The 13,511-nt window shown below is 58.9% G+C and carries 12 protein-coding genes, 1 tRNA gene and 1 pseudogene; 5 read left to right on the top strand and 9 right to left on the bottom strand.

Annotation, left to right across the window (positions count from 1 at the left end):
- Positions 1-7 precede the first annotated feature (7 nt).
- Complete coding sequence (uvrB, locus tag ACA055_RS09695; RefSeq protein WP_149417093.1) at positions 8-2,023, bottom strand: excinuclease ABC subunit UvrB; 2,016 nt, start codon at positions 2,021-2,023, stop codon at positions 8-10.
- 338 nt (positions 2,024-2,361) lie between these two features.
- Between uvrB and ACA055_RS09690 the strand changes: the two genes are divergently transcribed.
- Together ACA055_RS09690 and ACA055_RS09685 are read left to right on the top strand one after the other, a co-directional pair.
- Positions 2,362-3,558: an amino acid aminotransferase gene (locus tag ACA055_RS09690; protein WP_497683418.1), complete on the top strand. Its 1,197-nt coding sequence runs from the start codon at positions 2,362-2,364 to the stop codon at positions 3,556-3,558.
- A 235-nt stretch (positions 3,559-3,793) separates the two neighbouring features.
- Positions 3,794-3,994, top strand: coding sequence for a hypothetical protein (locus ACA055_RS09685; protein WP_497683417.1), 201 nt, complete (start codon positions 3,794-3,796; stop codon positions 3,992-3,994).
- On the opposite strand, the gene ACA055_RS09680 is transcribed toward ACA055_RS09685, so the two are convergent.
- Positions 3,991-4,221 carry a hypothetical protein gene (locus ACA055_RS09680; RefSeq protein WP_008007186.1) on the bottom strand — a complete coding sequence of 77 codons (231 nt, stop codon included), beginning with the start codon at positions 4,219-4,221 and terminating at the stop codon, positions 3,991-3,993. The two genes, ACA055_RS09685 and ACA055_RS09680, sit on opposite strands and share 4 nt — an antisense overlap.
- A 227-nt stretch (positions 4,222-4,448) precedes the next feature.
- Between ACA055_RS09680 and ACA055_RS09675 the strand changes: the two genes are divergently transcribed.
- Positions 4,449-4,524: transfer RNA gene (locus ACA055_RS09675), tRNA-Asn, on the top strand.
- A 119-nt stretch (positions 4,525-4,643) separates the two neighbouring features.
- On the opposite strand, the gene ACA055_RS09670 is transcribed toward ACA055_RS09675, so the two are convergent.
- Complete coding sequence (locus ACA055_RS09670; RefSeq protein ID WP_497683416.1) at positions 4,644-6,161, bottom strand: nucleobase:cation symporter-2 family protein; 1,518 nt, start codon at positions 6,159-6,161, stop codon at positions 4,644-4,646.
- A gap of 258 nt (positions 6,162-6,419) precedes the next feature.
- Here ACA055_RS09670 and ACA055_RS09665 point away from each other — a divergent pair, with 258 nt between their 5' ends.
- Together ACA055_RS09665 and ACA055_RS09660 are read left to right on the top strand one after the other, a co-directional pair.
- Positions 6,420-6,701: a BrnT family toxin gene (locus tag ACA055_RS09665; protein WP_497684380.1), complete on the top strand. Its 282-nt coding sequence runs from the start codon at positions 6,420-6,422 to the stop codon at positions 6,699-6,701.
- A 3-nt stretch (positions 6,702-6,704) separates the two neighbouring features.
- Complete coding sequence (locus ACA055_RS09660) at positions 6,705-7,034, top strand: BrnA antitoxin family protein (protein WP_497683415.1); 330 nt, start codon at positions 6,705-6,707, stop codon at positions 7,032-7,034.
- A 93-nt stretch (positions 7,035-7,127) separates the two neighbouring features.
- On the opposite strand, the gene ACA055_RS09655 is transcribed toward ACA055_RS09660, so the two are convergent.
- From ACA055_RS09655 to ACA055_RS09630, 6 genes and pseudogenes are all read right to left on the bottom strand, one after another.
- Entirely contained in the window at positions 7,128-7,955 is an 828-nt protein-coding gene (locus ACA055_RS09655) for an arylamine N-acetyltransferase family protein (protein WP_497683414.1), read from the bottom strand.
- Positions 7,956-8,062: 107 nt separating this feature from the next.
- Positions 8,063-8,857, bottom strand: a complete 795-nt coding sequence (locus ACA055_RS09650; RefSeq protein ID WP_497683413.1) for an exodeoxyribonuclease III — start codon at positions 8,855-8,857, stop codon at positions 8,063-8,065.
- Between the two features lie 180 nt (positions 8,858-9,037).
- Positions 9,038-10,028, bottom strand: a pseudogene (locus ACA055_RS09645) (DUF1254 domain-containing protein); the annotation flags it as partial.
- Positions 10,029-10,171: 143 nt separating this feature from the next.
- Positions 10,172-11,743: a sensor domain-containing diguanylate cyclase gene (locus tag ACA055_RS09640; protein WP_497683412.1), complete on the bottom strand. Its 1,572-nt coding sequence runs from the start codon at positions 11,741-11,743 to the stop codon at positions 10,172-10,174.
- Positions 11,744-11,999: 256 nt separating this feature from the next.
- Complete coding sequence (locus tag ACA055_RS09635) at positions 12,000-12,767, bottom strand: aldolase (RefSeq protein ID WP_497683411.1); 768 nt, start codon at positions 12,765-12,767, stop codon at positions 12,000-12,002.
- Positions 12,768-12,784: 17 nt separating this feature from the next.
- On the bottom strand, positions 12,785-13,489 hold the full coding sequence (locus ACA055_RS09630) for a haloacid dehalogenase type II (protein ID WP_497683410.1): 705 nt from the start codon (positions 13,487-13,489) through the stop codon (positions 12,785-12,787).
- Positions 13,490-13,511: the final 22 nt, after the last annotated feature.

The raw sequence follows: 13,511 nt of genomic DNA, 5'->3' as shown, positions 1-13,511 counted from the left end.
CAGCAAATCAAACAGTGATCAACCGATCCCGCAACTTGCCAATCTCATCGCGCATCTGCGCCGCGGCCTCAAACTCCAGATCCCGCGCCAACGCGTACATCTTCTCTTCCAAGGCTTTAATGCGCTTGGCGATTTCGCCCGGCGAGCGCAATTCGGCTTCGTATTTGGCGTTTTCCTCGGCGGCCTTGGCCATGCCTTTGCGCTTCTTGCTGCGCGAACCCGGCACGGTGGCGCCTTCCATGATGTCGGCAACGTCCTTGAACACGCCTTTGGGCGTGATGCCATTGGCCAGGTTGAAAGCGATCTGCTTGTCGCGACGACGCTCGGTTTCGCCAATCGCCCGCTCCATGGAGCCGGTGATGCGATCCGCATACAGAATCGCCCGACCATTGAGGTTACGCGCCGCCCGGCCGATGGTCTGGATCAACGAGCGCTCGGAACGCAGGAAACCTTCCTTGTCCGCATCGAGAATGGCCACCAGCGACACTTCCGGCATGTCCAGGCCTTCACGCAGCAAGTTGATTCCCACCAGCACATCAAAAGTGCCAAGGCGCAAATCGCGAATGATCTCGACCCGCTCCACGGTGTCGATGTCCGAGTGCAGATAACGCACGCGCACGCCGTGGTCGGCGAGGTAATCGGTCAGGTCTTCGGACATGCGCTTGGTCAGCGTGGTGACCAGCACCCGCTCTTCCAGCGCCACGCGCTTGCCGATTTCCGAGAGCAAATCGTCGACCTGGGTCAGCGCCGGACGGATCTCGATTTGCGGGTCAACCAGGCCGGTCGGGCGCACCAGTTGCTCGACCACGCGGCCGGCGTGTTCCGCCTCGTAATTGCCCGGCGTGGCCGAGACGAAAATCGTCTGCGGGCTGATGTTTTCGAACTCGTCGAAACGCATCGGCCGGTTATCCAGCGCTGACGGCAGGCGGAAACCGTACTCCACCAGTGTCTCTTTGCGCGAGCGGTCGCCCTTATACATGGCGCCGACCTGCGGCACGCTGACGTGGGATTCGTCGATCACCAGCAAGGCGTCGGCCGGCAGGTAGTCGAACAAGGTCGGTGGTGCCTCGCCGGACGCGCGACCCGACAGGTAGCGCGAGTAGTTTTCGATGCCGTTGCAATAACCCAGCTCGAGGATCATCTCCAGGTCGAAGCGGGTGCGCTGTTCAAGGCGCTGCGCTTCGACCAACTTATTGTTGGAACGCAGGTAGTCCAGGCGCTCCTGAAGCTCGACCTTGATCCCTTCGATGGCGCCGAGCAGGGTTTCCCGTGGCGTTACGTAGTGGCTTTTCGGATAGAACGTGAACCGCGGCAACTGGCGGGTCACTTCGCCGGTCAATGGATCGAAGGCGGAAATCTTCTCGACTTCATCATCGAAGAGTTCAATGCGGATCGCTTCAAAATCGGATTCTGCCGGGTGGATATCAATCACATCACCGCGCACGCGAAAGGTCGCACGAGCGAAATCCATGTCGTTGCGGGTGTATTGCAGGTCGGCAAGACGTCGCAGCAAGGCACGCTGATCAAGCTTGTCACCGCGATCCACATGCAGAACCATCTTCAAATAGGTTTCCGGACTGCCCAGACCGTAGATGCACGACACCGTGGTGACGATGATCGCGTCTTTGCGCTCCAGCAACGCCTTGGTTGCGGACAGTCGCATCTGCTCGATGTGGTCGTTGATCGAGGCATCTTTCTCGATGAAGGTATCCGACGACGGTACGTAGGCTTCGGGCTGGTAGTAGTCGTAGTAGGAAACGAAGTATTCCACCGCATTGTTCGGGAAGAACGCCTTGAACTCGCCGTACAACTGCGCGGCCAGGGTTTTGTTCGGCGCCAGGACAAGGGTCGGACGCTGTACCTGGGCGATGACGTTGGCGATGCTGAAGGTCTTGCCCGAGCCGGTCACACCGAGCAACGTCTGGTGCGCCAGCCCGGCTTCGATGCCCTCGACCATCAGGCGGATGGCTTCCGGCTGATCGCCGGCGGGCTCGAAGCGGGTGACTAGCTGGAATTCAGACATGAAATACCCTCTGGGTCGCGCCCGTCCGAACGAACCGGACAGCAACGAGAAAGACCGCAAACGGCTGACGCCGCCCGAGGAAAAAACTGGATTGTGCTCAATGTGGAGCCGATTGCCATCGCTTTCAAGGCAAACGTCCTACATCGCGTAAAGACTTTGACGACACCAATCGACTAACGGTCGAAAAATAATCGGAAAAACTTAGCGTAAATGCCGAATCGTCTGTCGCCATCAATCGCAGATGGCCTCTATACTAGCTCCCCGTTTATGCACCGCTCTAGTGCATTCGGCTGGAGCGCGACACGTCCCTCCACACTCCATTCAGAGCCGCCGCAAAAATGAGCCTGTTCTCCGCTGTCGAAATGGCACCACGCGATCCAATCCTGGGCCTCAACGAAGCATTCAACGCCGATACCCGTACCAATAAGGTCAACCTGGGGGTCGGTGTTTACTGCAACGAGGAGGGGCGAATTCCACTCCTGCGCGCCGTTGTCGAAGCCGAGACGATTCGCGTCGCTCAACACGCTTCCCGTGGCTACCTGCCAATCGACGGCATTGCCGCCTACGACCAGGCCGTGCAGAAACTGCTGTTTGGCAATGATTCGCCGCTGATCGCTTCCGGCCGTGTCATCACCACCCAGGCCGTTGGCGGTACTGGCGCCCTGAAAATCGGCGCCGACTTCCTCAAGCAACTGCTGCCGAACGCCGTCGTGGCGATCAGTGACCCAAGCTGGGAAAACCACCGCGCACTGTTCGAAACCGCCGGTTTCCCGGTGCAGAACTACCGTTACTACGACGCCGCGACCCACGACGTAAACCGTGCCGGCCTGCTGGAAGACCTGAACGCCCTGCCGTCTGGCTCGATCGTTGTGCTGCACGCTTGCTGCCACAACCCAACCGGCGTGGACCTGAGCCCGTCGGACTGGAAAAACGTTCTGGACGTGGTGAAAGCCAAAGGTCACGTACCGTTCCTCGACATGGCCTACCAGGGCTTTGGCGACGGCATCGATGAAGACGCCGCCGCCGTGCGTCTGTTCGCTGAATCGGACCTGACTTTCTTCGTTTCCAGCTCGTTCTCCAAGTCCTTCTCGCTGTACGGCGAGCGTGTAGGCGCCCTGTCGATCGTCAGCGAATCGAAAGAAGAAAGCGCGCGCGTGCTGTCGCAAGTCAAGCGCGTGATTCGCACCAACTACTCCAACCCACCGACCCACGGTGCAAGCATCGTCGCCGCCGTGCTGAACAGCCCGGAACTGCGCACCCAGTGGGAAGAAGAACTGGCAGAAATGCGCCTGCGGATTCGCGGCATGCGCATCCAGATGGTCGATCTGCTGGCGAAAAACGCTCCACAGCGCGACTTCAGCTTCGTCGGTCGTCAGCGCGGCATGTTCTCCTACTCCGGCCTGACGGTTGAACAAGTGACCCGTCTGCGCAGCGAGTTCGGCATCTACGCCCTGGACACCGGCCGCATCTGCGTTGCCGCGCTGAACCAGAGCAACATCGACGTGGTAACCAAGGCCATCGTTGCGGTGATCTGAATCGTCGAGTGATATGAAAACGGGAAGCCCCAAGGCTTCCCGTTTTTTATTTGTCTCAGATAAATCTCAATGCAACGACCGACGGCTCTAGACTGCACACATATCCAATGTAGGAGCGGGCTTGCTCGCGAAGGCGATCTACCTGTCACATTGATACTGAATGTGCCGCCGTCTTCGCGAGCAAGCCCGCTCCCACAGGTTTTGTGTACACCCGAGAATTCTTACGAGAACCCACATGAAAAACGATGACCTACGTGCCGACCGCGATGAGCTGGACCACTTCGTGCCTCGCACCCCGGCCAAACGCGGTAACAACCTGGTGATGCAAGTGGCGGCCGGCGTGTTTCTCGGCGGCCTGGCCCTGTGGCTGGTGCAACTGGCCGCGACGCTGCTGTACACCAAGCTGATGCTCGCCACCGTGACCTTCGGCGGCTAGGCCAGTTCGGTTGCACGCTGGCTGGCGGCGTCGTCATAGGCGACATACAGCGATTCGGCGACCTGGCTTTTGATCGCCTTGGTGCTTTCCAGGCCCAGGACAAAACCTTCGGCCTTGCCGCCCGCGCGGTTCAATTCGTCAGCGGTGCTGGCCTGAGTGATGGCGTCGAACAGTTTCTCGGCGTGCGGGCCGACACCTTTGGGCAGGCTGATCTGAGCGATGCTCATGCGAACACCCCGTGGTGTCGAGGTGCGATGGTTGGGTGATTCATGGCGCGTACCTTTTCGGCGAATGGCCGGCAGCGCGTGTAACCACTTCCGGGCGGCCATGGTAGACCTCTGGGGCGATTCTGGTAACCGCCAATCGCCGATAAACCACCGTCCGTCCCGACGAATACCTCAAGCCGCTAACTGATGCTTGACTTCTCTTTTTGAATCAGTAACATACACGCCATTCCGCGATAGCTCAGTTGGTAGAGCAAGTGACTGTTAATCACTGGGTCCCTGGTTCGAGTCCAGGTCGTGGAGCCAGACAGCAATATCTAAAAGCCCCTGAATCGAAAGATTCAGGGGCTTTTTTGTGTCTGATGGAAAGTAAAAAGGCCGATCTGTCTATTCAACAGATCGGCCTTTGTTAGCGAGTGCAGCCGTCAGACATGTTCACTGCTTTTTGCATGCAACGACCGCGGCTCTGCATGCCCGTGGTCCGTCTCCACCACCGGGATCTCCTTCCCGTCGCAATCGTGCAACTTGCCTTCGCTGAAATAATCCCCTTCGCGCAATGCCGCCAGGTCCTGGTAACGCAGAACCCGCTCGGTACCGGCGGCAAACACCGATTGCTGATCGGAGTTACCGGCCGTGAGGTGGTTGAAGGTCAGGTTCAGCACAATGGCCATGATTGCCGAAGAGCTAATGCCTGAATGGAAGATCGTCGCGAACCAGCTTGGGAAGTGGTCGTAGAAGTTCGGTGCGGCGATGGGGATCATGCCGAAGCCAATGGAGGTGGCGACGATGATCAGGTTGACGTTGTTGCGGTAGTCAACCTTCGACAGCGTACGAATACCGCTGGCCGCCACGGTGCCGAACAGCACGATGCCAGCGCCACCGAGCACGGAGGTCGGCACGGCGGCGATGACCCGGCCCATGAACGGCAGCAGACCGAGAACCACCAGGAACAGGCCGCCAGTGGCTACCACGAAGCGGCTCTTGATGCCGGTCACGGCCACCAGACCGACGTTCTGGGCGAAGGCGCTTTGAGTGAAGGAGCCGAAGATCGGCGCGATCATGCTCGACAGCATGTCGGCACGCAGACCGTTGCCCAGACGCTTGGAGTCGACCTTTGTTTCGATGATTTCGCCGACGGCAAGGATGTCGGCCGAGGTTTCCACCAGGGTCACCATGACCACGATGCACATCGACAGGATCGCGGCGAAGTGGAAGGTCGGCATGCCGAAGTGGAACGGTGTCGGGAAGCCGAACATCGGGCCCTGGGTGACGGACGAAAAGTCTGCCATGCCGAGGAACACCGCGATGACCGTACCGATGACCATGGCCAACAGAATCGACAAACGTGAGATGGTCGCGCTGCCGATCTTGCTCAGCAACAAGACCAGCACCAGCGTCACCGCCGCCAGACCAATGTTCGCCATGCTGCCGAAGTCCGGGGCATGGCTATTACCGCCCATGGCCCAGCGTGCGGCCACCGGCATCAACGTCAGGCCAATGGTGGTGATCACGATTCCCGTCACCAAGGGCGGGAAAAACTTGGTGATGCGAGAGAATACCGGCGTGATCAACAGGCCGATTAGAGACGCGGCAATCACCGCACCCAGAATCGATTGAAACCCGCCCTCACCACCGCTGCTGACAATCGCCACCATGGTCGCGACGCCCGAGAACGACACGCCCTGTACCAACGGCAACTGACATCCGAAAAACGGTAAACCCAGGGTTTGCAGCAACGTGGCCAGCCCCCCCGCAAACAATGATGCAGCAATCAACAAACCGATGTCCGCCGGCGAGAGCCCGGCCGCCTGACCAATGATCAAAGGCACCGCGACGATGCCGCCATACATGGTCAGAACGTGTTGCAGGCCATAAGCCATATTCGCGCCGACCCCGAGATTTTCGTCCTCGGGCCGTTGGTGTGAAACATGGGGCGTTTTCATGGTTGGGGGGTTCCCTGGTTTTTTGTTATGCGCACACTGTATGCAAGACTCAGGACAAATGTCTATAGAGTTGTATACAACTTATCGGTCACATAATGGACACATGGCCACAAGGCCCTTTGTTCACACCGGTCCTCCTCGATAAAAATTTTTGAAATACATCCCGCCTCAGCCCCCTCCTTTCCCCCACTAGTCTTTTGAGCTCCTGGCGACAGTCGGCAAGGACGCCCTCTTTTATATACATATAAAGTATGCATAATTAAGTCATTCGAAATTCAATATCACAAAGCAAAAAACGCAGCCAACAAACTCAAGCACAAAGGCATCAGCCTCGCAGAGACAGAGCCGGTGTTTTACGACGAACGAGCCCTCACAGTGCAGGACGACCATCATGACGAACAGCGGTGGATCACCATGGGGATGGATGCCAAAGGTCGCTTGCTGGTGGTTGCGCATACGTACCGCGATCCGAATTTCGTTCGAATCATTTCCGCGCGCCTCGCCACCAAAAACGAGCGTCGCCAGTACATGGAGGGTTGACCCATGAAAGACGAATACGATTTCAGCAATGCCAAACGCGGAGCGGTTGCCCCCGGCAAAGGCAAGACCCGCATTACGATCATGCTCGATGATGCCGTCATAGAAGCTGCTCGCGCTCGCGCAGAGAACGAAGGGTTTGGTTATCAAACGGTGATCAACAACACGTTGCGACAGGTCTTGCTCAGCAATAAAGGCAAAACCGCAGAGCCCGCCGTGAATGCTGGACATCTCAAAAAAGGAATAACGGCTTCCGAGCTGAAAAACCTGGAGAAAAAACTGTCAGAGGCCCTGAGCGAAATCCATCGTGTGATGGAATCTGACGTCCGGCCCTGAATAAATCCCGATTGCCCGCGATGAGTAGTCAAATCAAAGAAAAGGGGCAGAGTGATCGAGTCCGTCCCTTTCTCGTGGCACTACGTTTGCCCACTACGCAGGTTTGATCAGCTGTCCCAGCATCCGTTTCAACGCCACGTGCACCGGCACCCGAATCCCGAATTCACTCTCTAACAGCCCGATCAACTCATCCACATCCGCCACCTGCCGGCGTTCGCTCTCACGGCCCATTCGATGTATTGCAAAACTGTCGTTGTTGAGCGTGCGCCGCCAGCCCTCCCCCGTTCGCGCCACCATCAGTTGTCCGGTGAAGGACGATTCAGGATGCGACGAGACGTACCAGTTGCCGACGGCGTAATCGATGTCTTCCTGACGTTGCAGGTCGAAGATATACATCGCCCGCCATTCGCCCGCGACCTTGGCGCGAAGGGTGTAGCCGTCTTCATGTGGCTCGATGCGATAGGGTTCGTGAGGGGTGAATTGTTCGGCCGCAGTATCGAGCAGCAGCGGTGCGGTAGGGACCATGCCGCCGAAGCCGACATCGGTGATGTAGCGCACGCCGTCCAGGATCACCAGGCTCAAGCGGTGGGTACGGGCGGTCCAGGCTCCCTCCGGGTGACCCATGACCACACGGCCACTAATGCCGCGTGCGTCGAAGCCCAGTTCCTGGAGCAAAGCCAGGAACAGGTAGTTGAGTTCATAGCAGTAACCGCCGCGTCCATCGTGCAGGATTTTTTGCTCGATGGATGGCAGGTCGATGAGCACCGGCTCGCCGGATAACGTGGTGAGGTTTTCGAACGGGAAAACGCCGGTGTGACGCCATTGAAGTTGACGCAGTGTTTCCAGGGTCGGCGCCGGAGGCGCATCGAAGCCCAGGCGCTGCAGATACAACGCGCGGTTCGTCAGGCTTGGCTCGCTCATCGTTCAGTCCTTGTGCACGGAGGCCGCGGATCGCTCCGCTGATTGGCGCCATGTATAAGGGATAAACAGGTTCGACTGACAATTGATTTAGCCAATCAACCTGAACATCAACGCCGCTTACGCGCGCCCAGCTGAATCCATGTCGGTGCGTGGTCACTGGCATGGGGTTCGTTACGGACCCAGGCATCGACTCCGGCCTCCTTCAGATAAGGACTCAATGCCGGATTGAGCAGCAGATGGTCGATGCGCAGCCCCGAGTTCTTCTGCCAGTGCTGCCGGAAATAATCCCAGAAGGTGTAGAGCCGGTCTTGCGGATACAGATGGCGCAGGGAGTCGGTCCAGCCCTGATCCAGCAACCGTTGGTAGCATTCGCGGCTTTCCGGTTGCAGCAGTGCGTCCTTGAGCCAGGAGCGCGGGTTGTAGATATCCATATCGGTGGGTACCACGTTGTAGTCGCCCGCCAGCACGACGGGATGTTCACTGCCCTGCAGATCCTTGGCATAGGCAATCAGACGTTCGAACCATGCCAGTTTGTAATCGAACTTCGGCCCCGGCTGTGGATTGCCATTGGGCAGGTACAGGCAACCTACCAGCACGCCGTGCACCGCGGCTTCCAGATAGCGGCTATGGGTATCGCTGTCATCTCCCGGCAGGCCGCGCCGACTTTCCAGCGGCTGCGCATCCCGCGCCAGAATCGCCACCCCGTTCCACGACGATTGCCCCTGCCAGATCGCGCCGTAACCGGCGGCCTCAAGCTCGGCGGCAGGGAATGCCGTGTCGACTGACTTCAGCTCCTGCAAGCAGGCGATGTCCGGTTTTTCTCGCTCCAGCCAGGCCAATAGATTGGGCAGCCGGGCGCGCATGCCATTGACGTTGAATGTCGCGATTCGCAGATTCTTCATGGGCCGGCGCTCCTGGAGGCGAGGTGTCTAGGGTGTGACACCGGCATGTTTGGGTGGTTGCGTCGGCAGATTCATGTAGGGCGGGCGTCTTCGCGAGCAAGCCCGCTCCCACATTGATCTCCAGCGCAGGCAAAATACGTGTCCGGCATAGATCTATCGTGAGATTGGCTTGCTTGCGAATTGGGCGACGACCGCACGCTTGAGGTAGTAGTTGCCGTAGACGTGTTCATCGACCTGCCGTTGGCCACGCGAGCGAGGGTTTCAACCTTGATTTCATCAGTGCCTGCGCTTGCTCCGGCACCGCTTGCAGCGCTGCTTTGACGGCGGGGTCCAGCGCATTGAAGTCAAACGGCTTGCCGGGGTTGATGCCGATCCGCTGCATCTGCGCGAGCATCGGTGGATCGGTGATGTGCGCGGGATGCTCTTTGAGCAATTCGGCGGCGTAGGCGAAATACTTATCCGTCGTCATCGTGTCGACCTGGATCTTCGGCGGGGTTTTCACGTCCACGGCCGGGTCGACGTTCGCGCTGATCGACTCGGGGCTTTTGCCCATCCGCGACAATGGCGTCACAGTGTAGCCGGCCTGGATCTTGTGCACCGCCGCGTAGTCTGCCGCGCCGTCGGTCTGGGTACGGCCGATGACCCAGACAAAAGGCGTAGGCGCCGGCAGATGATTCAACCCCGCCGGCACTGTCCCGGCCCAGCCCGGTGGCGTCACCAGAAACTGCCCGGCCTGGGTACCGGTAGTGCGCCAGCCCGGCGAGGCGAACACATCGGTCCAGATATCGAGCATCGGCAGCAGGTAGAAACGCCCGTCCGTGTCCGGCGCGGCGATGATCAGGGGCTCTTTGGTCAAGTCGAGCCCGGCGATGGAATACAACGTGTCGAAGTCGGAGCGCACCACGCCTTTGAAATCCGCCGGTGGATACTCCGGCACACTCACAAACATATTCATCGGGCCCTTGGGGAATTCCTTGCCCGGTTCGATGTTGGTGAATTGCTTGCGGGTGATGTCCATGGTCAACAGTGGGTAAAAATAGACGTAGGCATCAATCCCGATGGCGTGGGCTTCTTCGGGTGTGACTTTCGATTGAGCAAGGCTTGCGAGCGGAAAAACAGCGTAGGCGGCAACGGTTAGAGCAACGGCTGTCAATGCTTGGGTTATCAACATTTTGGCGATCGTCCGTGCTGTGGGGAGATCTGCCGGAGGCGGCAGAGCTAACGCAACTCTAGACGATCATTTGAAGTGAATCTGACAGGCAGACAGCCGGATCAACAGGGTGTTGCAGGGGTGAAACAACCGCGCGCAGAGACTCACCGATCAGAGCGAATCAGTGCCTCCACGCCGCCCTCCATCGACAGCACCGACGCACGATTTCGCCCGGAGTGCTTGGCCTGATACAACGCCGCGTCCGCCCGTTCGATGAACACTTCCATGCTGTCGCGCCCGGTAGGCACGAATGCATAACAGCCGAGACTGACCGTCACGTAGCCGGTGGGCGAACCGCTGTGGGTGATGTTCTTGTCCATGACGCTGCGGCGGATCTGCTCGGCAATCACCAACGCGCCGTGAAGGTCGGTATCGGGCAGCAGGACTGCAAACTCCTCACCGCCATAACGCACCGCCAGATCGGCTTTTCGATGGCAGCACCCTTTCACCGCCCGCGCCACTTCAGCCAGGCAATGGTCACCCGCCACGTGGCCGTAAGCGTCGTTGTAGCGCTTGAAATAATCGATATCGAGCATGATCAGGCTCAGCGAACTCGACTGCCGGGCACCACGTCCAAACTCGATGTCCAGCGCCCGCTCGAACAGTCGACGATTGGCCAGGCCGGTCAGGCTGTCGTGGGTCGCGATCAGCTTCAGCGCTTCCTTGGCCTCGCGTAAATTCGCCTCGACTCGCTCACCGACACGCACCTGATGAATGAACACCCAGCCGAACAGCCCCACACCCAGCACGACCAGCGCCACGATGAGGCTGGATTGAAGCGCTTTGGCGTACCAATCCCTGAGAATCGCATCCCTGGACGATGCCGCAGAGACCACCAGCGGATAACCGTCGAGCTGGCGGTAGCCGTGCAACCGGACGATGCCATCTATTAGGGAGCTGAACATCGCGTTGCCGGAGGTCGCGTGGGGCAGGAGGTTCTGAAAGATTTCTCCCTTGGCCAGTGACGTGCCAATCTGCGCTTCCACAAACGGCCGGCGCGCCAGCAACGTTCCGTCAGTCAACGCCACAAACATCGAACCGTTGTCATCGATGCTGAAGCTTTTGAAGTACTGATCAAAGTACGACATCTTGATCCCGGCCAGCAGCACGCCCTGGAAGTGGCCGTTCTTGTCGCTGACCCGCTTGGAAACCGGAATGATCCACTCGCCATTCTCCCGACTGCGAATCGCCGGCCCGATGTGCGCGAGAGAGGACACGTTCTGCTGGTGGAACTTGAAGTACTCCCGATCAGACACGCCCGCGCCGTGCATAAGATTCTCGAAAGAAGTGACGACCCATTGCCCCTTTTGGTCGAACAGAAATATTCCGTGCAACTGACTCAGCGCCTGCACCCGACGGGCGAATGTTTTCTGCAAGCGACGCTTCTGGGCAGGGCCGAAACCGTCGACCTGAATCCAGTCCGCCAGACTGGTCAGCACCAGGTCGGCTTTCATGAAGGTGTCTTCGGCCTGCTGCGCCATGGCTCGCGTCAGGTTTGACGACGCCACTTGCGCCACCGCCAGATCGTGCCGGCGCGACTGTTCCAGTTGCAGGTACAGCAAACCGCACAGGCATAGACACACGACAGCGATAAACAGCACCGCTGCTTTGCGCAGAGATAACCGTTTCGAGGTGACGCCCGTGGCGTTGTGCGGTTCGTGAAGAAGGATAGGCAAAAGCTCGTCCTGTAAGGGTAAGGCATGGGCAAAGGCCCAAAACCCTTATTTTTTGTGAGCTTAGTCTACGGGATGGCAAGGGGGCAATGCGCTTGGGTTCAACCGTAGGATTTGGGATACCACTTCGCGAGCAAGCCCGCTCCCACATGGATGGCGGTGTACACAGAAATCATGTCCGCTGGAGATTAACTGCGGGAGCGGGCTTGCTCGCGAAGAGGCCCTGCCAGTCACAGCAAATCTCCAACGCTCCAATCCTCTAATGTGGCAACCGCCGCATCGCGCTCTGCAAATGCGCCCGTGCGCTTTCGGCATCCCCCAGACGCATCTGTTCATAAGCCCGCTGGGCGATCTCATGGGGTACCGGTTTGAGTTCACGCTGAGTCGCCATCGCCATCAGCTGCACCTGTGCGGCACGCTCCAGGTAATACAAATCGTCCCAGGCTTCGGCGATCGTTGGCCCGCCGACAATAATGCCGTGATTTTTCAGAAACAAAATATCGGCATTACCCATGACTCTGGCAATCCGGTCGCCTTCGGACTCATCGAGGGCCAGGCCGTTGTAGTCCTCGTCCACTGCCGTGCGGCCGTAAAACTTCAACGCCGTCTGCCCCAGCCATAACAACGGCGGGCCTTGCAGCAGACACAACGCCGTGGCGTGGGGCATGTGCGTGTGGAAGGCCACTTTCACCCTCGGCAGCTGTTTGTGCAGCCGCGCATGGATGTAGAACGCGGTCGCTTCCGGCTGCCCCTCGCCATCCACGACATTGCCGTGGAAGTCGCAGACCAGCAGATTCTGCGCCGTCACCTCAGCAAACGCGTAGCCGTAGGGATTCACAAAAAACAGATCATCCCGGCCCGGCACCATGGCGGAGAAATGGTTGCAGATGCCCTCCTCCAAACCATGCAGCGCCGCCAGTTGAAAGCACGCCGCCAGCTCTGTGCGCGCGGTGATGGCGGCTGGCGAATCCAGATTGAGATCGCGATAACGCGAGGGACGGGAACTGCCTGCAAGGGTGTGTGCCATGGCGATGACTCCGTGGTTTACCAGCCAAGGGATTTGAACAAGGGCACGACCTGGTCCAGCGTGCTCAATATCGCATCAGGTCGATAGTCCGGCAGTAATTGCCGACCGGTGCCGCGGTCGATCCAGACACAACGAAAGTGCATGTCCCGGGCGGCCGTGTGGTCCAGCGTCGGGCTGGCGCAGATATGCACTGCCTGCTCGCGGCTGACATCCAGTTGTTCATGAGCGTAGTCAAACAACCGCGGATTTGGCTTGTAAGCACCGGCCTGCTGGGCCGTGATGACCCGATCGATATACCCGCCCAGTTGCGCGACATTGCCGGCGATGATGTCGTCATCGGTGTTGGACACGATGCACAGCTTGAACCCCATCTCCTTGAGTTGCGCGAGGGTCGCGATCACTTCGGGAAACGGTGGCATCCGCGGGATCGCCCCGGCCAGCCGCTGACTGTCTTCGGGCGCGCTCGCCAGCCCCAATTCCTCCAGGGCGAGATGCAAACCGAGCGTGCTCAACTGACGAAACGAGTGATGCGGCGGGAGCTGTTCCAGTCGATGTTCATGCCGGTCGTACACCTCGATCAACTGCTCGACATCAACGGAGTGGTCGTCCTTGGCGCGCAAGATCTCGGCGACGACAGCCTGCAAGCCTTCATCCCATTGGATCAGCGTGCCATAGCAATCGAACGTCAGCCACTCGGGGCGCGGGGTGTTTTTGAGCGTCATGTTCGTATCCTCTGAAAGGGTG

The sequence above is a fragment of the Pseudomonas sp. LBUM1657 genome, from assembly GCF_059716075.1.
This window is presented reverse-complemented; position numbering and strand designations above follow the sequence as displayed.